Source organism: Stenotrophomonas sp. YJH_SMC_57, assembly GCF_059369755.1.
Genome location: NZ_JCAFSZ010000016.1, coordinates 1 through 21,972, shown reverse-complemented (window position 1 = coordinate 21,972; position 21,972 = coordinate 1). Strand labels below are relative to the sequence as shown.

At 63.3% G+C, this 21,972-nt stretch carries 27 protein-coding genes; 11 read left to right on the top strand and 16 right to left on the bottom strand.

Annotated features, from left to right (window positions below):
• Positions 1–3: 3 nt before the first annotated feature.
• On the bottom strand, positions 4–2,598 hold the full coding sequence (locus AC5P7U_RS18800) for a bifunctional aspartate kinase/diaminopimelate decarboxylase (RefSeq protein ID WP_008265224.1): 2,595 nt from the start codon (positions 2,596–2,598) through the stop codon (positions 4–6).
• Between the two features lie 75 nt (positions 2,599–2,673).
• Here AC5P7U_RS18800 and AC5P7U_RS18795 point away from each other — a divergent pair, with 75 nt between their 5' ends.
• Together AC5P7U_RS18795 and AC5P7U_RS18790 are read left to right on the top strand one after the other, a co-directional pair.
• Complete coding sequence (locus tag AC5P7U_RS18795) at positions 2,674–3,549, top strand: PhzF family phenazine biosynthesis protein (RefSeq protein ID WP_308308531.1); 876 nt, start codon at positions 2,674–2,676, stop codon at positions 3,547–3,549.
• Between the two features lie 120 nt (positions 3,550–3,669).
• Positions 3,670–4,548, top strand: a complete 879-nt coding sequence (locus AC5P7U_RS18790) for a PhzF family phenazine biosynthesis protein (protein WP_495221341.1) — start codon at positions 3,670–3,672, stop codon at positions 4,546–4,548.
• A gap of 71 nt (positions 4,549–4,619) precedes the next feature.
• Here AC5P7U_RS18790 and AC5P7U_RS18785 read toward each other — a convergent pair whose 3' ends face one another.
• Positions 4,620–5,051, bottom strand: a complete 432-nt coding sequence (locus tag AC5P7U_RS18785) for an OsmC family protein (RefSeq protein ID WP_006423346.1) — start codon at positions 5,049–5,051, stop codon at positions 4,620–4,622.
• 371 nt (positions 5,052–5,422) lie between these two features.
• Here AC5P7U_RS18785 and AC5P7U_RS18780 point away from each other — a divergent pair, with 371 nt between their 5' ends.
• The 4 genes from AC5P7U_RS18780 to AC5P7U_RS18765 all read left to right on the top strand — a co-directional run bounded on the left by AC5P7U_RS18780 (position 5,423) and on the right by AC5P7U_RS18765 (position 7,661).
• A complete protein-coding gene (locus AC5P7U_RS18780; RefSeq protein WP_008264591.1) occupies positions 5,423–5,821 on the top strand; it encodes an HU family DNA-binding protein in 399 nt (132 codons plus the stop codon).
• 247 nt (positions 5,822–6,068) lie between these two features.
• Positions 6,069–6,377, top strand: a complete 309-nt coding sequence (locus tag AC5P7U_RS18775) for a DUF3861 family protein (protein ID WP_197564008.1) — start codon at positions 6,069–6,071, stop codon at positions 6,375–6,377.
• A 56-nt stretch (positions 6,378–6,433) separates the two neighbouring features.
• Positions 6,434–6,982: a hypothetical protein gene (locus tag AC5P7U_RS18770; protein ID WP_197564007.1), complete on the top strand. Its 549-nt coding sequence runs from the start codon at positions 6,434–6,436 to the stop codon at positions 6,980–6,982.
• An 82-nt stretch (positions 6,983–7,064) separates the two neighbouring features.
• Positions 7,065–7,661, top strand: a complete 597-nt coding sequence (locus tag AC5P7U_RS18765) for a YceB family lipoprotein (RefSeq protein WP_008264782.1) — start codon at positions 7,065–7,067, stop codon at positions 7,659–7,661.
• A 13-nt stretch (positions 7,662–7,674) separates the two neighbouring features.
• Here the strand turns inward: AC5P7U_RS18765 and AC5P7U_RS18760 are convergent, their stop codons facing one another.
• Together AC5P7U_RS18760 and AC5P7U_RS18755 are read right to left on the bottom strand one after the other, a co-directional pair.
• Positions 7,675–8,217, bottom strand: a complete 543-nt coding sequence (locus tag AC5P7U_RS18760; RefSeq protein WP_049456993.1) for a type 1 glutamine amidotransferase domain-containing protein — start codon at positions 8,215–8,217, stop codon at positions 7,675–7,677.
• A 164-nt stretch (positions 8,218–8,381) separates the two neighbouring features.
• The gene (locus AC5P7U_RS18755) at positions 8,382–8,849 is read right to left on the bottom strand and encodes an SET domain-containing protein (protein ID WP_197564006.1); all 468 of its coding nucleotides are present in this window, start codon (positions 8,847–8,849) and stop codon (positions 8,382–8,384) included.
• Between the two features lie 211 nt (positions 8,850–9,060).
• On the opposite strand from AC5P7U_RS18755, the gene AC5P7U_RS18750 reads away from it, so the two are divergent.
• The 5 genes from AC5P7U_RS18750 to AC5P7U_RS18730 all read left to right on the top strand — a co-directional run bounded on the left by AC5P7U_RS18750 (position 9,061) and on the right by AC5P7U_RS18730 (position 14,362).
• Entirely contained in the window at positions 9,061–9,516 is a 456-nt protein-coding gene (locus AC5P7U_RS18750; protein ID WP_008264567.1) for an SUF system Fe-S cluster assembly regulator, read from the top strand.
• Between the two features lie 17 nt (positions 9,517–9,533).
• Positions 9,534–11,009: a Fe-S cluster assembly protein SufB gene (gene sufB, locus AC5P7U_RS18745; protein WP_006423171.1), complete on the top strand. Its 1,476-nt coding sequence runs from the start codon at positions 9,534–9,536 to the stop codon at positions 11,007–11,009.
• Between the two features lie 73 nt (positions 11,010–11,082).
• On the top strand, positions 11,083–11,847 hold the full coding sequence (gene sufC / locus AC5P7U_RS18740; protein WP_197564005.1) for a Fe-S cluster assembly ATPase SufC: 765 nt from the start codon (positions 11,083–11,085) through the stop codon (positions 11,845–11,847).
• Positions 11,847–13,109: a Fe-S cluster assembly protein SufD gene (gene sufD / locus AC5P7U_RS18735; protein ID WP_006423168.1), complete on the top strand. Its 1,263-nt coding sequence runs from the start codon at positions 11,847–11,849 to the stop codon at positions 13,107–13,109. The genes sufC and sufD overlap by 1 nt, the downstream gene beginning before the upstream one ends.
• Entirely contained in the window at positions 13,106–14,362 is a 1,257-nt protein-coding gene (locus AC5P7U_RS18730; RefSeq protein ID WP_006423167.1) for a cysteine desulfurase, read from the top strand. The genes sufD and AC5P7U_RS18730 overlap by 4 nt, the downstream gene beginning before the upstream one ends.
• Positions 14,363–14,697: 335 nt before the next feature.
• On the opposite strand, the gene AC5P7U_RS18725 is transcribed toward AC5P7U_RS18730, so the two are convergent.
• From AC5P7U_RS18725 to AC5P7U_RS18670, 12 genes are all read right to left on the bottom strand, one after another.
• Entirely contained in the window at positions 14,698–14,967 is a 270-nt protein-coding gene (locus AC5P7U_RS18725) for a hypothetical protein (RefSeq protein ID WP_197564004.1), read from the bottom strand.
• Between the two features lie 482 nt (positions 14,968–15,449).
• Positions 15,450–15,749: a hypothetical protein gene (locus AC5P7U_RS18720; protein ID WP_197564003.1), complete on the bottom strand. Its 300-nt coding sequence runs from the start codon at positions 15,747–15,749 to the stop codon at positions 15,450–15,452.
• 40 nt (positions 15,750–15,789) lie between these two features.
• Positions 15,790–16,092 (bottom strand): hypothetical protein, encoded by a 303-nt coding sequence (locus tag AC5P7U_RS18715; RefSeq protein ID WP_197564002.1) that lies wholly within the window; start codon positions 16,090–16,092, stop codon positions 15,790–15,792.
• Positions 16,093–16,802: 710 nt separating this feature from the next.
• Positions 16,803–17,294 carry a hypothetical protein gene (locus AC5P7U_RS18710; RefSeq protein ID WP_197564001.1) on the bottom strand — a complete coding sequence of 164 codons (492 nt, stop codon included), beginning with the start codon at positions 17,292–17,294 and terminating at the stop codon, positions 16,803–16,805.
• Positions 17,291–17,737, bottom strand: coding sequence for a hypothetical protein (locus AC5P7U_RS18705; RefSeq protein WP_197564000.1), 447 nt, complete (start codon positions 17,735–17,737; stop codon positions 17,291–17,293). The genes AC5P7U_RS18710 and AC5P7U_RS18705 overlap by 4 nt, the downstream gene beginning before the upstream one ends.
• 41 nt (positions 17,738–17,778) lie before the next feature.
• The gene (locus AC5P7U_RS18700; protein ID WP_495221340.1) at positions 17,779–18,249 is read right to left on the bottom strand and encodes a hypothetical protein; all 471 of its coding nucleotides are present in this window, start codon (positions 18,247–18,249) and stop codon (positions 17,779–17,781) included.
• Between the two features lie 60 nt (positions 18,250–18,309).
• The gene (locus tag AC5P7U_RS18695) at positions 18,310–18,921 is read right to left on the bottom strand and encodes a hypothetical protein (protein WP_197563998.1); all 612 of its coding nucleotides are present in this window, start codon (positions 18,919–18,921) and stop codon (positions 18,310–18,312) included.
• Positions 18,922–19,331: 410 nt separating this feature from the next.
• A complete protein-coding gene (locus AC5P7U_RS18690; protein ID WP_197563997.1) occupies positions 19,332–19,535 on the bottom strand; it encodes a hypothetical protein in 204 nt (67 codons plus the stop codon).
• A 3-nt stretch (positions 19,536–19,538) separates the two neighbouring features.
• Positions 19,539–20,051 carry a hypothetical protein gene (locus AC5P7U_RS18685; RefSeq protein WP_414554719.1) on the bottom strand — a complete coding sequence of 171 codons (513 nt, stop codon included), beginning with the start codon at positions 20,049–20,051 and terminating at the stop codon, positions 19,539–19,541.
• On the bottom strand, positions 20,048–20,497 hold the full coding sequence (locus tag AC5P7U_RS18680) for an RHS repeat domain-containing protein (RefSeq protein ID WP_414554720.1): 450 nt from the start codon (positions 20,495–20,497) through the stop codon (positions 20,048–20,050). The genes AC5P7U_RS18685 and AC5P7U_RS18680 overlap by 4 nt, the downstream gene beginning before the upstream one ends.
• A 255-nt stretch (positions 20,498–20,752) precedes the next feature.
• A complete protein-coding gene (locus AC5P7U_RS18675) occupies positions 20,753–21,169 on the bottom strand; it encodes a hypothetical protein (protein WP_197563995.1) in 417 nt (138 codons plus the stop codon).
• Between the two features lie 10 nt (positions 21,170–21,179).
• The coding region (locus AC5P7U_RS18670; protein ID WP_495221339.1) for an RHS repeat-associated core domain-containing protein at positions 21,180–21,972 on the bottom strand (793 nt) is incomplete at its 5' end.

The following is a 21,972-nucleotide window of genomic DNA, read 5'->3' as shown; positions in this document are numbered from 1 at the left end:
CGATCATTCGATCACGTCTTCGCGCGGCATCGCCCGCTGGTTGTAGGTGTTGGACATCACATAGCCGTAGGCACCGGCATCGGCGATCAGCATCACATCGTCCGGTGCGGTCGATACCGGCAGCTTGCGGCGCTTGCCGAACACATCGCTGGATTCGCAGATCGGGCCGACCACATCGAACGCGGCCTCGGCATAGCCGCCCTGGCGGCTGAGATTCTCGATGTCGTGCCAGGCGTCGTACAGCGCCGGGCGCATCAGGGTGTTCATGCCGGCGTCCAGGCCGACGCGGCGCACGCCGTCCTTCTCCACCACCTGGGTGGCATGGGTCAGCAGCACGCCCGATTCGGCCACCAGATAGCGGCCCGGCTCGATCGCCAGGCGGAATGCCGGATGCAACGCTTTGACCTCGGCCAGGCCCTCGGCCCAGGCATCCAGATCGAACGGCTCGTCTTCGTCGCTGTACGGAATGGGCAGGCCACCGCCGATGTCGATGGTCTGCACGCTGCCGATGCGGCGGGCGAATCCGGCCAGCTCGTCGCACATCAGTCGCCAATGCTGCGCGGTCTCCACGCCGCTGCCCAGGTGCGCATGCAGGCCGACCACGCGGCTGCCCAGCTCGGTGGCCGCACGCACGAATTCGTCGACACGGGCGATCGGCAGGCCGAACTTGGAGTCCTTGCCGCCGGTGCGGACCTTGGCATGGTGGCCTTCACCACGGCCAAGATCGACGCGCAGCCACAGCTCGCGGTTGCGGAACAGGTCCGGCCAGCGCTGCAGTGCTTCGACGTTGTCGACGGTGACGGTCACGCCCAGCGCGAACGCGGCTTCGTACTCGCTGCGCGGGCAGAAGCTGGGGGTGAACAACACGCGCTTGGGCGACAGCTCCGGCAGGTGCTGGAACACATGCTTCAACTCGCCGTGCGAGACGCATTCCAGGCCGAAGCCTTCCGCCTCCAGCAGCTGCAGGATCGCCGGATGGCTGTTGGCCTTGATCGCGTAGTAGCGCTGGTCGATCGGCTTGATCGCGGCCAGCGCGCGGGCACGCGCGCGCACGGTCGGCAGGTGGTAGACGTAGCGCGGTGTACCGGCGTCGGCCAGCTGCAGCAGGTGCGCACGCTGGCCCCGCCACCACGGCGTGCCACGCGGGCGCACGGTGCCGGCGATCTCGCGCCAGCGCGGGCCGAACACTTCGGTCTCTTCCACCGGCATCGCGCCGCTGTCGATCAGCTCGGCATGCAGGATCGGCAGCAGGCCATCGGCATCGGCTTCGTCGATGACGAAGGTCAGGTTCAGGTCGTTGGACGACTGCGAGATCATGTGCACACGCTCGCGGCCGAAGGTGGCCCACACGTCCGACAGCTTGTGCAGCAGCGAGCGCATGCCGCGACCAACCAGCGTGATCGCCGCGCACGGCACGATCACCTTCACCTTGCAGATCTGCGACAGGTCGGCCGACAGCGCGGCCAGCACATCGGTGTTGACCAGGTTCTCGGACGGGTCCAGCGACACGGTGACGTTGGTCTCGGCCGAACCGATCAGGTCCACCGACAGGCCATGCTTCTTGAACAGATTGAACACATCGGCCAGGAAGCCGACCTGCTGCCACATGCCGATGCCTTCCATCGACACCAGCACGATGCCGTTGCGGCGGCTGATCGCCTTCACGCCCGGTACCGGAGCCGCACTGCCATCGATGCTGGTACCCGGCAGCTGCGGGCGTTCGGTATCGAGGATGGCCATCGGCACGCCGGCGTCACGGCACGGCTTGATCGAGCGCGGGTGCAGCACCTTGGCGCCGGTGGTGGCGATTTCCTGCGCTTCGTAATAGTCCAGGCGGGTCAGCAGGCGCGCGTCCGGCACGTCCTTGGGGTTGGCGCTGAACATGCCCGGCACGTCGGTCCAGATCTCCACGCGGCTGGCGCCGAGCAGCGCGCCGAAGTACGCCGCCGAGGTGTCCGAGCCACCGCGACCGAGGATGGCGGTACCGCCATCGGCATGCCGCGAGATGAAGCCCTGGGTGATCAGCAGTCGGGTCGGCTGCGCGCGGAAGCGCTGCATCCAGTCTGCGTCCGCGCGCCACTGGCAGTTCACCGACAGCCGCTGCGACCAGTCGCTCTGGTTCGGCTGCGGCGGCATCGCGTCCAGCCACTGGCGGGCATCCATCCAGCCCATGTCCAGGCCGGAGGCGTGCAGATAGGCCGCGCCCAGCGTGGAGGACAGCAGCTCGCCCTGGCCCAGCACGTCGGCCTGCCAGTCCAGCGGGCGGGTGGCCGCACGCGGGTCATCCAGCAGGCCCTGCAGCGCGGCCAGGCGCTCGGCCAGCACCTCGCGGCCCAGACCCAGCTCGACCAGGAAACCCTCGTGGCGCTCGACCAGCGCCGCCACGCGATCGCGGCTGTCCGGCGCACCGTCGGCGATCGCGGTCAGTTCGTTGGTGACCCCGGACAGCGCCGAGACCACCACCAGCACGCGCGAACCGGTCTCTTCCGCACGTTTTTTTGCCAGCTTCCCGATCGTGTCCCAGCGGTGGCGACGCGACACCGAGGTGCCGCCGAACTTCAGTACGATCCAACGATCGACAAGGGGGGAAGCTGACATGGATAGGCTATGTGTAAGGTGGGGGAGCCGCCCGAGGGGGCGGAACCTTCGATTCTAAGCCCAATGGACCCGCCGATGGCCGCCTTCCGCTACCTGCAGCTCGATGTCTTCGCCCCCCACCCCGGCAGCGGCAATCCGCTGGGCGTGGTGCTGGGCGCCGATGGGCTCTCCAGCGCCCGCATGCAGGCCCTTGCCGCGTGGCTGAACCTGTCCGAGACGGTGTTCTTCCTGCCGCCCAGCGCCCCGGGCGCCGACTACCACATCCGCATCTTCACCCCGAACAGCGAACTGCCATTCGCCGGCCACCCCAGCGTGGGCGCGGCCTGGGCTGCAGTCACCTGCGGCCTGGCAACGCCGCGCGACGGCGGCGCGCTGGTCCAGCAATGCGCTGCCGGCGTGCTGCCGGTGCGGGTGAGCGGTGCCGCCACCTCTCCAACCATCGAACTGGCCAGCCCGCCGGCACAGCGCCTGCCGACCGACCCGGGCCAGGTGCCCGGACCGCTGTTGGCGCTGGCCACCGCCGGGCATGCGCCCGAACTGTGGGACAACGGCCCGCGCTGGTGGCTGCTGCCGCTGCGCGACGCCGCCGCCGTGCGCGGGCTGGCCCCGGACATGGCCGCCCTGCGCGACTGGACCAATGCCACCGGCGCAACCGGCGTCGCGGTATTCGCCGACGAAGCCGCCACGGACCATGCCCGCGTCGTGCGCGCGTTCTGCCCCGGCGATGCGGTGAACGTACCCGAGGACCCGGTCACCGGCAGCGCCAATGCGCTGATCGGTGCCTGGATGCGCGAGCGCGGCGCGCTGCCCGGCGGCAGCGGCGCCTATGTCGCCAGCCAGGGCCGCGAAGTCGGCCGCGACGGCCGCGTCCACGTGCGCGTGGATGCCGACGGCACGGTGTGGATCGGCGGCCAGGTGCAGCCGGTGATCGACGGCCAGATCAGCTGGTAACGCCGAAAGAGGGGACGGAGGGAATCAAGTCGTTTGTGCCACAAGCGACCTGATTCCCTCCGTCCCCTTTTTCGTGTGCCGCGCTACCCTATGCCGCCTGTTTACTGGAGTTCCTGCCTGATGTCCGCACGCCGTTTCCTGCAGCTGGATGTGTTCTCCCCGCGTGCCGGCGCCGGCAATCCGCTGGCCGTGGTGCTCGATGCCGAAGGCCTGGACGATGCCAGCATGCAGGCCATCGCACGCTGGACACGCCTGCCCGAGACCACCTTCGTGTTTCCGGCGCAGGCGGCAGGCACCAGCTACCGGCTGCGCATGTTCAGCCCGCAGAAGGAAGTGCCGTTCGCCGGCCATCCCAGCGTCGGTACCGCGCATGCGGTGCTGCAGGCAGGCCTGGCAGCGCCGGTTGACGGCGTGCTGGTGCAGGACGGCATCGCGGGCGCCCTGCCCCTGCGCGTCAGCGGAGAAGGCGCGCAGCAGCGCATTGCCATCCGTACCCCACGGGCACAGCTGGCCGAGACCACCGAAGCCAGCGATCCGCGCCTGCAGGCCGCGCTGAAGGGCTGGGCGCTGGGCACGCTGCCGCCGGCCCGCATGCAGGGCGGGCGCAGCTGGTGGGTGGTGCAGGTGGCCGATGAAGCCGCGTTGCGCGGCCTGCATCCGGAGTGGGATGCGGTGGCCGCGCTGGCCGAATCCACCGATAGCATGGGCCTGTTTGCCTATGCGTTCGCCGATGGCAACGAGGGATTCGATCTGGCCGTGCGCGCCTTCGTCGGCAACGGTCGTCGCTTCGAGGATGCGGCCTCGGGCGCCGCCAACGCGGTGCTGGCGGCATGGCTGGACCTGCGCGATGCGCTGCCGCATGGCCGCGCACCGTTCGAAGTCAGCCAGGGCCGCGAAGTCGGCCACGATGCGCGCCTGACCCTGCGGGTCGATGAAGACGGCGAGGTCTGGTCGGGGGGCCAGGTGCAGACGGTGATTGCCGGCACCATCGATTGGTAGAGCCGGCCGCTGGCCGGCTGTTACCTGGACCTTGACATCATGCGGTTGCCGGCCAGAGGCCGGCACTACCCTCAGCCCAGCTCGGCTTCCAGACTGATCGGCACTGCGCTCAGCGCCTTGGACACCGGGCAGTTCTGCTTGGCGTCATCGGCGATGGCGCGGAACTGTGCGGCGTCGATGCCCGGCACCACTGCCTTCACCTTCAGCCGGATCTGCGAAAGCTGCGGACCGCCTTCCAGCGACAGGTCGACCTTGGCTTCGGTGTCCAGCGAGGTCGGGGTGAAGCCCGCTTCGCCCAGCTTGGCCGACAGCGCCATGGTGAAACAGCCGGCATGCGCGGCAGCGATCAGCTCTTCCGGATTGGTCCCTTTCTCGTCGCCAAAACGGCTGTTGAAGCCGTAGCGGGTCTTGTCCAGCAGCCCGCTCTGCGGCGTGCTCAACAGTCCCTTGCCCGACTTCAGATCGCCTTCCCAGTGCGCGGTGGCGTGTCGCGAGATTCCCATGTGCTGCTCCTGCGTGGCGGTGATGAACGGTCACCCTCGCACGGACCGCGTTATCCCTGCGTCGCTCCGCCGCATGCCAATCGTCCGCTGGAAACCGGGCAGCTGGACACTCCCTCGCCAGCCCGGCCTGCATTTCTCCCTTTATTTCAGTGGTTTCGCGCAACACCCTGACGATCGGCGAGCGGCTGCCAGGCATGCCAGGACGGCCCCATTCCCCACCACCGGCCATGTACTGAATCGGCCTGGATATGAAAAAACATGCACTTTCCACGCTTCGGGCTATTGGCGGCGCCCGAGAGTTGCCCTACATTGCGCTTGCCGACGGGGTTCGGCGCCGACCAAACAACCAACCGTTCACGGAACAGGAAACCATGGCAAAGACCGCTAAGAAGGCTGCCCCGAAGAAGGCAGTGAAGAAAGTCGCTACGAAGGCAGCCGCCAAGCCGGCCGCTCCGAAGCCGATCAAGGAAGTGCTGACCAAGTCCGGCCTGGTTGCACACATCGCTGAAGCCTCCGGCGTCGTCGCCAAGGACGTCCGCGCTGTGCTGGCCTCGCTGGAAAGCGCCGTCGCCTCCTCGGTGCACAAGAAGGGCGCAGGCTCCTTCACCCTGCCGGGCCTGCTGAAGATCACCACCGTCAACGTGGCGGCCAAGCCGAAGCGCAAGGGCATCAACCCGTTCACCAAGGAAGAACAGTGGTTCGCCGCCAAGCCGGCCACCACCAAGCTGAAGGTGCGTCCGCTGAAGAAGCTGAAGGACGCCGCGCTGTAAGCGCGCGCCCCGACGCGGACTCCGACGGGACGGCTGTGGCCGTCCCGTTTTTTTTGCCCGCGCCCGCAACACAGCGTTGCCGGATCCCGGGAAATACGCGTCCAGGCCCGCCACCATTGACCGGGCGCGGTCGGGTCCAGGCCCGGAACGTACCGGGTGGAACACTGCGTGCAGCGCCGGCCGTCGCCGTCGGCCGCGGGCTTGCCTATCGTGGGCACATCCTCCACTGCTACGGCGAGCACCCCACATGGCCAGCCCTTCCACCCGCTACCGGATCTCGGTGACCCCCATCGAAAAGGACGGGTTGCAGTGCACCGGGCGCTGCACCATCGAACTGGAACACCGCGCCAGCCGCGACCTGATGCGCCTGCTGGAAGCTGCACCGCGTACGGCCGGCATCAGTGGCGACGAGCGCGCCACCCTGGTGATCGCCAGCCAGCTGCTGCGCGACATCGTGCAGCGTCACGCCGAGACCGACGGCCACGCGCTGGCAGCCATCGCCGCACAGGTGCTGCCGGCACTGGACGCCCTGGCCCAGCTGCCTTCCTCGCGCTGACCGCCGCGCACTCGATACACTGGCGCTCTCACGGTTGCCTCGGGGAGGAGGCAGGCATGCGCCGTATCCTGTTGTTGATTGCGCCCCTGGCGCTGCTGGGCTGCTCGCGGCCGGCAGCCGCACCGGATGCGGCACCTGCCGCGATACCGGCCAGCACCGATCAGCCGTCGAGCGCGTCGCCAACCGCAGTGCCCGGCGGCGACCCACCCGCTGCGCAGTCGCCTTCGGTCGACCCGTTGTTCGCTGCGGTGGCCCCCGATGCCGAGCCGCCCTCGGTGATGCTCAACCGCTACGTGCGCGCACTGCTCAATCGCGATCGCCGCGCCAGTGATGCGGCTTGGACCTTCCCTCCTGGCGACGCCCGGCATGCCGACGACGCCGCGCTGCGCCAGCTGCAGGATGTACGCACGCTTCACCTGCGCAGCAGTACGCCGATTGCCCGCAGCCCGGCACAGCCCGCTCAGCTGCTGGAGGTGCCGGTGCAGGTGCGTGCGGTCACCGCCAACGGCACTTTCCATTTCAGCGGCTGGTACCGCGTGCAGCCCAGCAGCGACGGCCGCGCCTGGCAGATCCAGTCGGCGCGCCTGCAGCCAACGCTGGACTGAACCGTTGCAGCCGCATGCACGCACGATTCAGCCGGCGCGGCTACTCTTTCTTCCATCCATTCCAGAGCCACCGGTCACTGCCATGCGCCTGCGTTCCCTGATGACCCGCCTCGCCGCCTCCACCGTGCTGATCGCTGCCGCGATCGGTGCGCAGGCCGCCCCCTCCATTTCCGGCCGCGAACTGTCGGTGGGTGCCAGCGACGTGCAGCAGTACCTCGACGGCAGCTTCCCGCGCACCCAGGACGCGCTGGGCGGCCTGATCGCCCTGACCATGAGCCACCCGCAGCTGAGCCTGCCGGCCGGCGAACGCTTGAACCTGGGCATGGACGTGGCACTGGCCACCGCCGGTGGCAACCCGGCCAAGCTGGGCACGGTGAAGCTCAGCAGCGGCCTGCGCTATGACGCGCAGACCCAGGGCTTCCACCTGCAGCAGCCGAGCGTGGATGACTTCACCCCGGCCAACCAGGGTGGCCGTCTCGATTCGCGCACCCGTGGCCTGCTCAATGCCTGGCTGAGCGACTACGCCCAGCGCGAGCCCATCTACAAGCTGGACCCGGCGATGGCCGGCGTGCTGGGCGCGCTGCAGGTGCAGTCGGCACAGGTGAAGAACGGCAAGCTGGTGGTCACCTTCAACCAGAACCTGGGCAACCTGGTGCCGGCCGGCATCCTCGGCAAGTAAGGCAGGGCCGGCCTCACGCCACCAGCGCTTTCACTACCGCCTCGCTGAAAGCCGGAATGTCATCCGGCTTGCGGCTGGTGATCACATTGCCATCCACCACGACCTCGGCGTTGCGCCACTTGGCGCCGGCATTGGCGAGGTCCTGCTGCAGGGATGGCCACGAGGTCAGCTCGCGTCCATCGGCCAGGCCGCTGTTGATCAACAGCCACGGACCATGGCAGATGGCCGCTACCGGCTTGCCGGCCTCGGCGACGCTGCGGATGAATCCCAGCGCCGCCTCGTCGGTGCGCAGCGTGTCCGGGTTGATGACACCACCGGGCAGCACCAGGGCATCAAAGCGGCCGGCATCGGCCTCGTCCAGTGGCACGTCTACTGCCACCACGCCACCCCAGTCCTTGTCTTTCCAGCCCTTGATGGTCGCCTCCTTCGCAGGCGATACCACGCTGACCCGTGCACCCTCCGCCTCCAGCAGGCGCTTGGGTTCGGTCAGTTCGGACTGTTCGAAGCCGTGCGTGGCAAGGATGGCAATCTGCTTGCCGCTGAGACGCTGAGCCATGTCGGATGCTCCATTCGAAAGGAGCGGACAGCGTGCGCGAGGAGCCATTGAACGGCGGTGACCCAACCGTGCACGGCAGGTGGAGACTCATGCGGTAGTGCCGACCGCTGGCCGGCACAATCATCAAATCAGTGCCGGCCAGCGGCCGGCACTACCCGCAGCGGTCAGCGCTTGGGCTGCAGCATGGTGCCGGTGCACCTGGGCGAACCGCAGCGGCACTCCCAGATCTTCTTCAGCTTCGCGGTGTGGCGCTCGGCCAGGGTGATTCCGTAGTTGTAGGTCAGCTCTTCGCCGGCCTTGATATCGCGAAGGGCCTCGATGAATACCTTGTCGCCACGGCTGTCGCCGTCTTCGTCTTCCTCGATCACCGCCTCGCAGTTCGGGTCGCAGCTGTGGTTGATCCAGCGTGCGTCGTTGCCCTTGTAGTTGGCGTCGATCACCCAGTCATCGTTGAGGGTGAACAGGAAGGTATGGCCGCTTTCGACGTCGCCGCTGTCATCGGCATCGACGTCGCCGTGGCTGCGCAGCAGGCCCTTGTACTGGATCACGCGCTCGCCCTGCTTGATCGGGGCCATGGCGAACACGCCGTTGCCATGGATGGCGGACTTGCGGGCTTGGATCTTCTTCGGCATCGGCACGGGCTGTTTGCAGCGAATGGAACGGGGATTCTCGCCCATTCCGGGTGATTGCGAAAATCACCCCATTGGCGCAGCATTGCGCCCTGGCAACGGCCCCGGTGCGTCCCCTCCCGGCCTGGCCCCAGCGCCGGCTGAATGCCCGGCTTGGATGGCGGCGAATAAAAGCGTACAATTTCAGTCCGCTTTAAGAACCACTCGCATCCCCATGTTGCGCGTCACCAAACTCACCGATTACGCCACCGTCGTGCTGACCGTGCTTGCCGCCCGTCCGGGCGAGGTACTCAGTGCCACCGAGCTGGCCGAATTCACCGGTCTGGAGCCGCCCACCGTCAGCAAGGTGCTCAAGCCGCTGGCCCAGGCCGGCCTGGTCGAGGGCCTGCGCGGTGTCCGCGGTGGCTACCGCCTGACCCGCCCGGCCCTCGAGATCTCGCTGTTCGAAGTGGTCGAGGCAATGGAAGGGCCGCTGGCCCTGACCGAATGCAGCCACGACCACCACCAGTGCGGCATGGCGCCCAAGTGCGGCGCGCGCAGCAGCTGGCGGCTGATCAACGACGTGGTCTCCGAGGCACTGCGCGACGTCACCCTTGCGCAGATCCTGCCCCCTCTCCCCCTTGCCGATGACGAACAGCGCCGCACCATCGCTGTCGACGTCGTCTCCTGATCCGTAGGCAGCCCCCCATGGCCACCGAAACCATCGAAAACGTCGCCCACGACGACACCCCCAACCGCGAGATCCACGAGCAGCTCGGCCGCAAGTATTCGGCCGGCTTCATCACCGAGATCGAGTCGGACTCCCTGCCGCCGGGCCTGGACGAGGACACCATCCGTGCCCTGTCGGCCAAGAAGGAAGAGCCGGAGTGGATGACGCAGTGGCGCCTGGACGCCTACCGCCACTTCCTGACCATGCCGATGCCGGACTGGGCCAAGCTGGAGATCGCCCCGATCGACCTGCAGGCGCTCAGCTACTACTCCGCGCCGAAGGGCCCGAAGTACGCCTCGCTGGATGACGTGCCCAAGGAACTGCTCGACACCTACGACAAGCTGGGCGTGCCGCTGCACGAGCGCGCCAAGCTGGCCGGCGTGGCGGTGGACGCGGTGTTCGACTCGGTGTCCGTCGGGACCACCTTCCGCAAGGAACTGGCCGAAAAGGGCATCATCTTCTGCTCGATGTCCGAGGCCATCAAGGAACACCCGGAACTGGTGCGCCAGTACCTGGGTACCGTGGTGCCGGTGGGCGACAACTACTTCGCCGCGCTCAACTCGGCGGTGTTCTCCGATGGCAGCTTCGTGTTCATTCCCAAGGGCGTGCGCTGCCCGATGGAACTGAGCACCTACTTCCGCATCAACGCCGGCCACACCGGCCAGTTCGAGCGCACCCTGATCGTGTGCGAGGACAAGGCCTACGTGTCCTACCTGGAAGGCTGCACCGCGCCGATGCGCGATGAGAACCAGCTGCACGCCGCGGTGGTCGAGCTGGTGGCGCTGGAAGACGCGGAGATCAAGTACTCCACGGTGCAGAACTGGTACCCGGGCGACGAGAACGGCGTCGGCGGCATCTACAACTTCGTCACCAAGCGTGCCGAATGCCGTGGCGCGCGCAGCAAGGTCACCTGGACCCAGGTCGAGACCGGCTCGGCGATCACCTGGAAGTACCCGTCCTGCGTGCTGCTGGGCGACGACTCGGTAGGCGAGTTCCACTCGGTGGCCCTGACCCACCACCGCCAGCAGGCCGACACCGGCACCAAGATGATCCACGTCGGCAAGCGCACCAAGAGCAAGATCGTCAGCAAGGGCATCAGCGCCGGCCGTGGCCAGAACACCTACCGCGGCCTGGTCAAGGTCGACCGCAACGCCGATGGCGCGCGCAACTACACCCAGTGCGATTCGCTGCTGATCGGCAAGCAGTGCGGTGCCCACACCTTCCCCTACATCGAGGTGAAGAACCCGGGCGCCACCGTCGAGCACGAGGCCACCACCTCCAAGATCTCCGACGACCAGCTGTTCTACTGCCGCGCCCGTGGCATCAGCCAGGAAGACGCGGTGTCGATGATCGTCGACGGCTTCTGCAAGCAGGTGTTCCGCGAACTGCCGATGGAATTCGCAGTGGAAGCCAAGAAGCTGCTGGAAGTCTCGCTGGAAGGCTCGGTGGGCTGACCGCCCGCCCCGCTCCTCGCAAACGCATTCTCTTTACCGGCCGGCTGCGGCCCGCCCCACGGAAACCCCCACCATGCTGAAGATCGACAACCTCCACGCCCGCATCGGCGACAAGGAAATCCTCAAGGGCCTCTCGCTGGAATTGAAGCCCGGCCAGGTGCACGCCATCATGGGCCCCAACGGCGCCGGCAAGTCCACCCTGGGCAATGTCCTGGCCGGCCGCGACGGCTATGAAGTGACCGAAGGCAGCGTGCAGTTTGAAGGCACCGACCTGCTGGATCAGGATCCGGAAGCGCGCGCCGCTGCCGGCCTGTTCCTGGCGTTCCAGTACCCGGTGGAAATCCCGGGCGTGAACAACACCTACTTCCTGCGCGCCGCGCTGAACGCCCAGCGCAAGGCACGCGGCGAAGAGGAACTCGATTCGATGCAGTTCCTCAAGCTGGTGCGCCAGAAGCTGGCCGTGCTGCACCTGAAGGACGAACTGCTGCACCGTGGCGTCAACGAAGGCTTCTCCGGCGGCGAGAAGAAGCGCAACGAGATCTTCCAGCTGGCCGTGCTGGAGCCGAAGCTGGCGATCCTGGACGAAACCGATTCGGGCCTGGACATCGACGCGCTGAAGAGCGTGGCCGACGGCGTCAACGCGCTGCGCGCCGCCGATCGCTCGTTCCTGGTCATCACCCACTACCAGCGCCTGCTGGACTACATCAAGCCGGACGTGGTGCACGTGCTGGCCGACGGCCGCATCGTCAAGAGCGGTGGTCCGGAACTGGCGCTGGAACTGGAAGCGCACGGCTACGATTTCCTCAAGGATCGCGTGGTGCGCGAGGCGGCGGTCTGATGAGCGCGCTGCTCGACTCGATGGCCCAGGCCTTCTGCGGCAGCGATGCGCGCCGCGAAGTGCTGGACGCGGCCCTGCGCGACGGCCTGCCCGCCGCCCGCAACGAAGCCTGGAAGTACACCTCGCTGCGCCAGCTGGAACGCCGTGCGTTCGCAGCGGCGCCGCTGCAGGGCCCGGCACTGGACGCCACGCTGCTGGAGGACATTCCGGCGCCACGGCTGGTGTTCGTCAACGGTCGCCTCGATGCCGCGCTGAGCGACGTGCAGGCGCTGCCGGCCGGCGTGCAGCTGCAGCCGCTGTCGGCCGCGCTGGCCGACGGCGAGGATGCGGTGCGTTTCCTCGGCCGCCGCTACGAGCGCAGCGAGGAAATCTTCGCCCGCCTCAACGCCGCCCTGGCTGATGAAGGCGTGGTGCTGCGCGTGGACGAAGGCGTGCAGGTGGACGTGCCGCTGCAGCTGGTGTTCGCCAGCATTGCCGGCGATACCGACCTGGCCTGGCACCACCGCCACCTGATCGAACTGCGTGCCGGCGCCAGCCTGGGCGTGGTCGAGCACCGCTTCAGCGTGGGCGACTCCGCCCACCTCGACAACACCGTGCTGCACGCCCACGTCGCCCGCGATGCCGTGCTCAAGCACGCCCGCGTGCAGGCCGGCAGCGCGCGCCAGACCAGCTTCCTGCGCACCGACGCGGTGCTGGCCCGCGACGCGCAGTACCACCGCGTCGATCTGGAACTGGGTGCCGCGCTCAGCCGCCATGAACTGAACGTGCGCCTGGAAGGCGACAACGCCCAGCTGACCGCCAACGGCGTGCTGCTCGGCAATGGCCGCCGCCACGTGGAAACCCGCCTGGGCATCGACCACATCGCGCGCGATACCACCTGCGAACTGCTGTGGCGCGGTGTTGCCGCCAACCGCAGCCGCGTGGTGTTCCACGGTGGCATCCAGATCCGCGAAGGCGCCGACGGCACCGACGCGAACCTGTCCAACAAGAACCTGCTGCTGTCGGCCGACGCCGAGATCGACACCCAGCCGACGCTGGTGATCGACGCCGATGAAGTCAAGGCCGCGCATGGCGCGACCGTCGGCCAGCTCGATGCCAACGCGCTGTTCTACCTGCGCTCGCGCGGGCTGCCGCAGGCCCAGGCGCAGGCGCTGCTGAGTGCCGCGTTCTGCCATGAACCGCTGAAGATCCTGCCGGAAGCACTGCGCGAGCAGCTGGCACGCCGCTTGGACAAGGCGCTGGTCGAGGCGGGTGTGGCATGAACCTGTCCACGCCGCGCCCGATCGAAGAACGCACCGGCGCCCCCGACTGGGACCGCGTCCGCCTCGACTTCCCGCTGCTGATGCGCGAAGTGCATGGCAAGCCGCTGGTCTATTTCGACAATGCCAACACCGGCCAGAAGCCGGTGCAGGTGATCGGCGCGGTGGACGAGTTCTACCGCCGCTACAACGCCAATGTCAGCCGCGCGGTGCATGCACTGGGCAGCGAAGCCACCGACGCCTACGAAGGTGCGCGCAACAAGCTGGCGCGCTTCCTCAACGTGCGCCCCAGCGACCTGGTGCTGTGCAGCGGCACCACCTTCGCCATCAACCTGGTGGCCTACTCGTGGGCGCTGCCGCGGCTGAAGGCCGGTGACGTGATCCTGGTGTCGCGCATGGAGCACCACGCCAACATCGTGCCGTGGCAGCTGGTCGCCCAGCGTACCGGCGCGACCATCCGCGTGGCCGAGATCACCCCCGACGGCGCGCTCGACCTGGATGCGCTGCGCGCAGCGATGACCCCCGAGGTCAAGCTGCTGGCGGTCACCCACGTCTCCAACGTGCTGGGTACGGTCAATCCGGTGCGCGAGATCTGCCGCGAAGCGCGCAAGCGCGGCATCATCACCGTGGTCGATGGCTCGCAGGCCGTGCCGCACCGCAAGGTGGACGTGGCCGGGATCGGTTGTGACTTCTACGCCATCACCGGCCACAAGATGTGTGGCCCGACCGGCACCGGCGCACTGTGGGCCCGCCGCGAGCACCTGGACGCGATGCCGCCGTTCCTCGGTGGCGGCGAAATGATCAAGGAAGTCAGCTTCGACGGAACAGTGTTCAACGATGCCCCGCACAAGTTCGAAGCCGGCACCCCGAACATCGCCGGCTTCATCGGCCTGGGCGTGGCTGCCGACTACCTGCAGCAGCTGGGCCAGGAGAACGTGGAAGCACGCGAGGCCGAACTGCTGGCGCACTTCACCGAAGAGCTGCGCCGCGTCGACGGCCTGCGCATCATCGGCGAAGCGCCGGAGAAGGCCGCCGTGGTCTCGTTCCTGATCGATGGCGCGCATGCCCACGATCTGGCCACCCTGCTGGATCTGGAAGGCGTAGCCGTGCGCTCCGGCCAGCACTGCGCGCATCCGCTGCTGCAGTACTTTGGCGTAGCCGCTACCTGCCGTGCGTCGCTGGCGTTCTACAACACGCACGCCGAGATCGAGCGGTTCATGACTGCGCTGACGAAGGTGCGGAAGTTGCTGGGGTGAGATACCTGGCGAAGCTCGGGATAGATGCAAACGCCGCAGGAAACTGTGGCGTTTTTTTTGCGCGTTGGACACAGGTAAGCAGAGGCGTGGCTGAGAAACGCTGAAGTGATGCCAAGAACTGGCAATTTCCCGGTAATGCCGATCCATCCATCATCAACGGCCTTGAGGCACCCTCCTCTACACGCCAGAAAGCCTGGATACCCCGCAGGCAATCAAGAACAAGTACATCATCACAACGCCCCTCAGCCCCCACCATTTCACCCAAATGGAGCGCCGACGCCTTGGAGCTACAGAGGAGCTACAGAAAAGCGCAGACATCAATCGAATATCTCAACTCACGCCCCACCCCAGTCTTCGACAATCTTCTCGACTGCCAATATCTGATCCTGCGCATAGGATTCATCCCGGAAACGGATGTCAGCATCGTCAAGATAATGCCATATCAAATGCGGGACATCTATTCCACAAATGCTTGACTGAAGGGCTCGCTTAAGCGCCTCGGCCCTCGTATACCAGGCAGAGACTTGTTCCGCAGAAGCAGGTTCGGATTCCAGCAACATCCGTAGGGAGGCAGCAGCGGACTTCTCTTCATCAGCAGCACTCACCGGGGCACCTGTTTCCTTATCCACCGAGGATCAAACAATACAAGATCAGCAGCCTCACCGCGGCCTGCAGACTCAAGATTATTGTGCAGACTCGGAGTGCTCCCACTATTGAAAGGGTGAAGGTGAAGACGCTCCACGCATCTGCGGTTCCGCGAGCGATCGGACGTGAGGCGGCCGCCAGCTTTGGGCGCGCTGGCATTGACGACGATTGCTGCGCCATAAATCGTCCCGGCCCCCGGTACGCTCCCAGTTGAGCCCGTTGCGAGAACTTCTGTCCCGCAATGTTTCCAGTGGGTACCAGGCGACCACATCACGGGATAAATGTAAACGCCACAGGGAACTGCGGCGTCTTTCTGTTGGTGGACCTATGCAAACACTCAGCCTGCGAAAGCCCTGCTAACAGCCACGGACCCACGCATCGAGCACGGGGTTCCTCGCATGCGCACACCCTACATCATCCACACCCCTGGCGATATTTCCCATCACCCAACAAGCATCGAGATGCCGCAGGCCACTAAGAACACGTAGGTCGCGACAACACCCCTCAGCACCCACCGCTCACCCCGCGTGATCATCAGACCTTTGCCGGAAAGCGCAAGCAATCCAATCCCGCGCAGGCACCGAAACCACCAGTCAACCCTGATGATGCCGACCGCCTCAAGCACTTCCGGCCGCTTCCGCTCCATCTTCAGCAGTATCCGGTGCGCCGCAAATCCATTCATCCACATGCCTCCCAGGATGAAGGAAGAGCAGACAGGATAGCTCTCAATAATGCCCGTCACCTAGTCCCTCCCAGAAGGAAAATGTGAACTTCATTCAACCTCAATTACCGCCCCATACCGAATCGCAAAGCCCCAAGGCGAGGCTCAAGAGCACTCCATCCAAGCGCCCTTCCCTTACCGCACGCAGCTGCCTGTATGTCGTGTCGAATGATGCCAGACTTCTTCCGGACAATTCAGGGTGATCGCGACGCAAACGCATCTTGAATTCAGCGCAGAAATAGAAGTGTGCCGGATAGAAGATCAGAATCCCAACGATTGAAACCAAGAAGGGCCAGTTCATAACCCTATGGTTGCCCATGCTGCGCCGCTGCACGACGACCGCAAAAGTCATCTGCAGAGGCATGTAATGACCTATCGGCACCCGCCTCGGACACCAGCAGAATCAATCCTGTCTTCACAAACTGCTTCATCGGAGGCGAGCTTGATACCTGGAACTCACTTCAGATCTTCGAGATCAACATACACTTCTCCGAAAGTAGCTTTTGGAATCGGACCAGGGACCCTCAAAGATTGGACATCAAGTGGGGGATGCATTTCGCCGAGAAGAAGATCATCCGTCGACCCGTCCGTCTTCCTAAGCCTGAACGCCCCAGTCACTGATACCCACGAGTAGGCATAGCGATCAAACACGTCACTCTGGAGATCTATTGGGCCCCTGATACGAACTTCGGTCTCATCGGTCACTCCAGCCTCGAACAGCTCCTTGCTGGAGCTCAATACAAAGTGCCCCCGACTAACTCCGAGATAGCCCTCCATGCGTATCGATTTCCCATCGAATAGCCGAGGAGTGGCAGCCAGCGCCCGGAAGCTGACTCGACAAGCTGGATTCTGGCCGATCCCACAGCCCTTTGCGGGCGCTGTCTGCCCTCCTTCCTGAAGACCGCAACCGACCGCGGGAATCGTCAAGAAGAAGGCCACACAAAGCTGATAATTTAGTCTCATTTTTCCTCCTGCTCGAAACTCTCGCTGTTGGCAGGCGGCAACGCAGCATCCGCAGTTGCCGTCACTGAGCTCTACCGTGCTTGGTTGCGACCGCGCAGAACTTTAACTGTATCAGCGAAGAACACTCGCAATGACTGAAGAAACATATCGCGCCCGAGCAGTAGCAATACCACTATATTCCCTCAACAAGACCCTTGACTGCTCAACCATCTCCCGCCCGCCCGTAATGGACAGAATATGAAATGCCGGCTCTATGTAACCATCACTCTTACGAATGAAGTCCATGCATTCAGTCAACCCAAAGTCTTCCCCATAGTCGGCCCAGCGAATATATCGCCCCCAGAAGTCCACCTCCCCCCATCGAAAAAAGCTATCCCTTGACATACGAATCAACTCAGAAAGTCTAGCCTCCAATTTTCGAACAAAGTCAGGATGGAGGTTATTAGCCGCCACGCTTCCAAAATCCAAAGATTGCCAACAAAGAACCATAGCATTTGCGACAGCAGACGAGCTCCCCGACAACCTTATTACATCATCATAGGCATCAATCGCGGCACCAACATCACCCAGCTCCTCGATGCGAATAGCACCTTCAGTATTCATCTCGCACTCCCAGCAGCATTGACGCCAGCATTCACAACTTCACCCTTACGAACACTTACCCATATCTGGGACCTATTTTTTGCCGTAACAGTGTAAGCGGAAATACCAGCAGCAGCTGCATCTTGCGTTATGATTCCGGCTGCAGCTGCATCTACCCAATAGTTTGCGGGATTGGAGGCAACATTCTCAAATATTCGCGCATAGCGGAGGCGCGATGCCGCCGCAACAGGATTAACGTGCCCCACAGCATCTCTGAAAATATGGCCAGCACGCGCAAAATTGAATTGCACTCTAGCTACACCAACCGGAATCCCACCCGATGCCAGCATACCCCCGCTGGGAGAGTTCATCGCAGGGATCGCCATGTCATGAAAGAGAGATTCAAAGTCCAGAATGTTTCCGTTCTTGGTCAGATCCCCTGAAAGGCCAAGCCGCGACTTCACTTCAGTCGAACCGCGTTACCCATCCGCCACCACTGCTGCTTTCAATCAGGAAAACCCACCCCGCAGGGCGGAATTCCGATCCGCTCATGGCGCAATCTCTGAAGATCCATCTCCATCAATGCGCGCGTGGACTCCGGGGGATCAAGACGCAAGCCCTGCTCAAGGATCTGCATCGCACGTTTGCAATCTCCCCCGCCCTGTTCCATAGATAGAAACAGTGCCAATCGCTGCATTGCACTGACATCCATTCTCGCGGCGCCCTCCTCAAGCCAGTAGCGATACCGCTCCATATCGCCACGTGTCGAATAGTGCCATTCGAGCTTTAGGCGGGCCTCTACTCCCCCTTTTTCAGCCATCGAAATCTGACGTTTCAGATCTTCTTCGGAAAGGACCAAGCTTCGCGCGTCTTCATGCTTCTCATTTCGGGAGAACCGCTCACCCGGAGACTCCCCGTTACCGCAGCCAACAAGCAGCAAAGACAAAGCAAAAATTCTCGCCTCACGCATTGCCATGCTCCGCCGGCAATTCTAAATGCAGCATCCATCCACTCAGGAGATTCAGCTACGGACGCATCACTTGGAAAGGTTAACCGCAGCAACATCGTAAACCTTGGCGTCAGCAATGACGGCCGAGCAACTCTTGCGAGACGCGTCCAGCATAATTTTTCCAGAAACAGTCGCAAAGTAGACGCCATGCCGCCTTTTAACGAGGCCCCAGTCTATGGTTTCCTTCTCAGTCCACACGATGATGCAACTATGCATATCGGTGCGATTTGGAAGATCGGGCCCAGGATAGAAAACGACACCCCTATCGTTCTCATAAAGCATAAACCCGCTGGTCTCCACCTCCACCGAATCCAACTTCTCGGGGTCAACAATGATCCTGGCAATAGGTACGCCGCATAGCTTCTTGAGCTCTCTGGAAACGATCTCGTTGCAGCGATTCTTTACAATTGAATCCCCTGAAGCCAAAGCCCCTCCACTTGACAAGGACCAACCCACCAGCACTAGAAAGGCAGCCGACCTAAAGTATATTCTCAAAATGTCCTGCATAGACACGCTCCGCTCCTGAGGCTTCACCTGCGGCTCGCCAAGCCTTTTGATTAAACCAAACAATCCGCCCATCCGGCCTGGCAACATAGCTATCCACTCTTTTTCCAAAGGATCTCGCGATGTCGTGGTCATCCGTCATCCCAACATAATTGAATTTTCCTGAAGCGGCATATGCACCATTTCCGCTGTGTAGATTGTTCTCGGGATGAGTGTGCAGCATTGCCCTCAACTTGTAGGCACCGCTGTAAGGAACTATGGACGCGGAGCCACTTGAAGAGCCAGCACCCCAGTCCATGACCCTGAAATCTCGCGGATTCCTCTCCTCCATGTTCGCGAAGACCTCCCTGCCAGAAGCCTCCTGAAGCGGTATGGCTTTGTCCGAAAAATATCATGCCGCACCTTCCGGACTTGAATGTGGCAATGCCTTTGATACCTTCTCCAGACATGCGGCCGACCTGCGGCCGGCACACCGAAATGGTTGTTCAGAGGATCCACAAAGGGCGGCTAACACTGGGCGGGCTTGCAGCTTCCACATAAGGCTGCTACGAGCCCTTCCCGCGTAGCAAGCCGACGAGAATAGGTATGTAACCCACCGTAAACGCCGCCAGAACTATGAGCACCCACTCAATGAATGAAATTCCTGTATGCCCGTAAACGAGACGCAGCAATCCATAGCTGGCGATAGCGGAAGCAGCAGCTTTCGCGTAGTAGACGGCGATACTCTTCAGGATCAGTTTGCTCTTCATTTCCTACTTCAACTTATCGTTTACAAGTGGCTCAAGATCGCCTGATGAACTGACCGCCGCACCGACGGCATTGGCCGCTGTTTGGACGGGATTGGAGTATTTAAACCCAGGAGTAGCTTCCTTTATACCTTGCATCAGATTTCCTGTCGCAACTCGCTCAGTCTGCGTCATTCCAGCACTCGCACTTCTAGCCGCTACGCCAGGCGCAGCAGAAACAGCTGCCCCTAAGCCAGCCGTTCCCCCACTCAAGGCAGCACCCTTCGCAACCTCGGATAAAGAAGCGGTCTTGCCGTCAAGCTGTGCATTTGCCTGGGCTGAAACTGCACCGACGGCTGCATTTCCAACCACGTTTGCAGCAATGGTTCCACCAGTAGTGGTAGCGGTGTTTGCAATGGCACTTACTCCACCACTTAGCGCGCCAGCCGCTGTCGCGACAGGAACTTGCCCCCATTTTACTTGGGAGAATCTTTCGCCCACCGACCCTTCCGCCATAGCCATCTGAACACCGATGTTCACAACATTGGCGCCCCCCCCCCCCACAAGCACTGGGGGCAGCGCCCATCCGGATCTTTGAACTTGTAAGGGTTGTTGTAAGCGTAGGCGTAGCGGTTCAAGTGGCGCATATCGCCGCCTTCAACCGTTACCGGGTCAACGCTAAGGAGAGCCCCTACCGCCGGATCCATGTACCGCTGCTGCATATAACTCAGCCCCGTCTCCGAGTCCGTCACATGCCCGGTGTACCCCGGCCCATCCGTCAACGGCCGGTTGACCACCGCGCCATATGGCTCATATACCGTACGCTCGATCACTTGGCCATTGACATCGGTGATCGCCACCGGTGATCCCAGTGCATCGGTGTGAATGTACTCGACAACCTCCTGGGCAACCCCCGGCGCCACACTGGCCACCAGCACCACCAGCGCGAGTATCGCTCGAATCAACAGCAAAGAGAGTCCGTTCATGGCTTAGTCCCAGCTCAGTACACCGCGGGTGACCGGCCGTTCGGCCGACCACGGGGAACACCCACCTGCGCCGAATGAAGCACCTCCCCCCGGTGCTTCTGGTAGTGCACTCATGAAAAGTTCATTTTTCCGAGGGCGCGTCTGAGCAGTCAAGAGGCGGAAGTCGCTGCTATGAGTTTTCAGTAGGCACTGGAAAAAGCAAGAACGCCGCGGGAGATCGCGGCGCTCTTGTTTCTAGTGACCGCGGATGCTGACCTACTGAACGACAACCGTAAACGTCATTTGAACAGGCAAGCCCAACTGTCCCAGTCCGTGGGCCGTCTCAGCTTCCATTGAAAGTTCACATGTTCCTCCCCCTGTTTCGTTGGCTGCGCTGATCACAAGTATGTCGAGGAAGGCCTCGTCCACGCCCGGAAGCTCAGCCATTGGAATGCCTGCGCTTCCTACAAGGCGCCCGATGCTCGAGATCATTCGAGGGATATCGGCTTGCTCGCCCTGCAGAGACAAGACCCACAATCCCATCCGCTCTACAACTTCACTGCCGGCAGACGTCACCCAACGATTCCCCTTTTCGTGCGCGCGCGTCGGCTTCGCATTAAGTATCCCGGACAGGACTTCGGGCCGCAGTTCGGCACCTCTCAGGTAGAGCGTTATTTCGCATGTATAACTCATTCATCGTCCCTCATCTGTCACCCAAATTCCCAACAACTTCACCCTGAGGGTTTACTACATCTCCCGTATCAGGATTCGTTCCATAGTCATCGAGCCCTTTCCCGCCGCCCTGTCCCTTGTCCGCCTGCTTGATTCCATGAAAACGTCTCCTTCCCTCATTTGAACCGACGTCGTTGCGCCTACCCCACTCCTCTGCCCCCCTATCACCTGGCCAATAACCATTTGGGTGGCGTCTAGACTCCTCTGTAAGCTCACCGCATCTGCGCCCGCCGCAGGGATGAGGCGCAACAAAAAAGAGAAGAGGAGCAGCAACTGTCGCCGCAACCCCACTGGATACCGCTGGAACTGCCACTGGGGCAGCTCTAACGAACACGGTGCCCAATGTGACCACGGAAGCCGCACTGCTAGGTTGAGCTGCCGGTCTTCCAGAACCTGCAGATGATGCGCCTTGAGCTGTCACCTCAACCGGCGCAAGATCTTTAATCGGCGCTGTCGCTTTAAGCTCGTCTTGTGCGGCCCGTCCATCTGGATCCGTGTAACGATAGGGATGGCTGCTGGCGTAGTTATACCGGGAGAAGAGATGCTCCGTCGCCGAAATCGGATCAGTTGACAGAAATGCACCCAACGCCGGATCGTAATACCGCTGCTGCATGTAACTCAGCCCCGTCTCCGAGTCCGTCACATGCCCGGTATACCCCGGCCCATCCGTCAACGGCCGGTTGACCACCGCGCCATACGGCTCGTACACCGTACGCTCGATCACCTGGCCATTGGCATCGGTGATCGCCACCGGTGATCCCAAT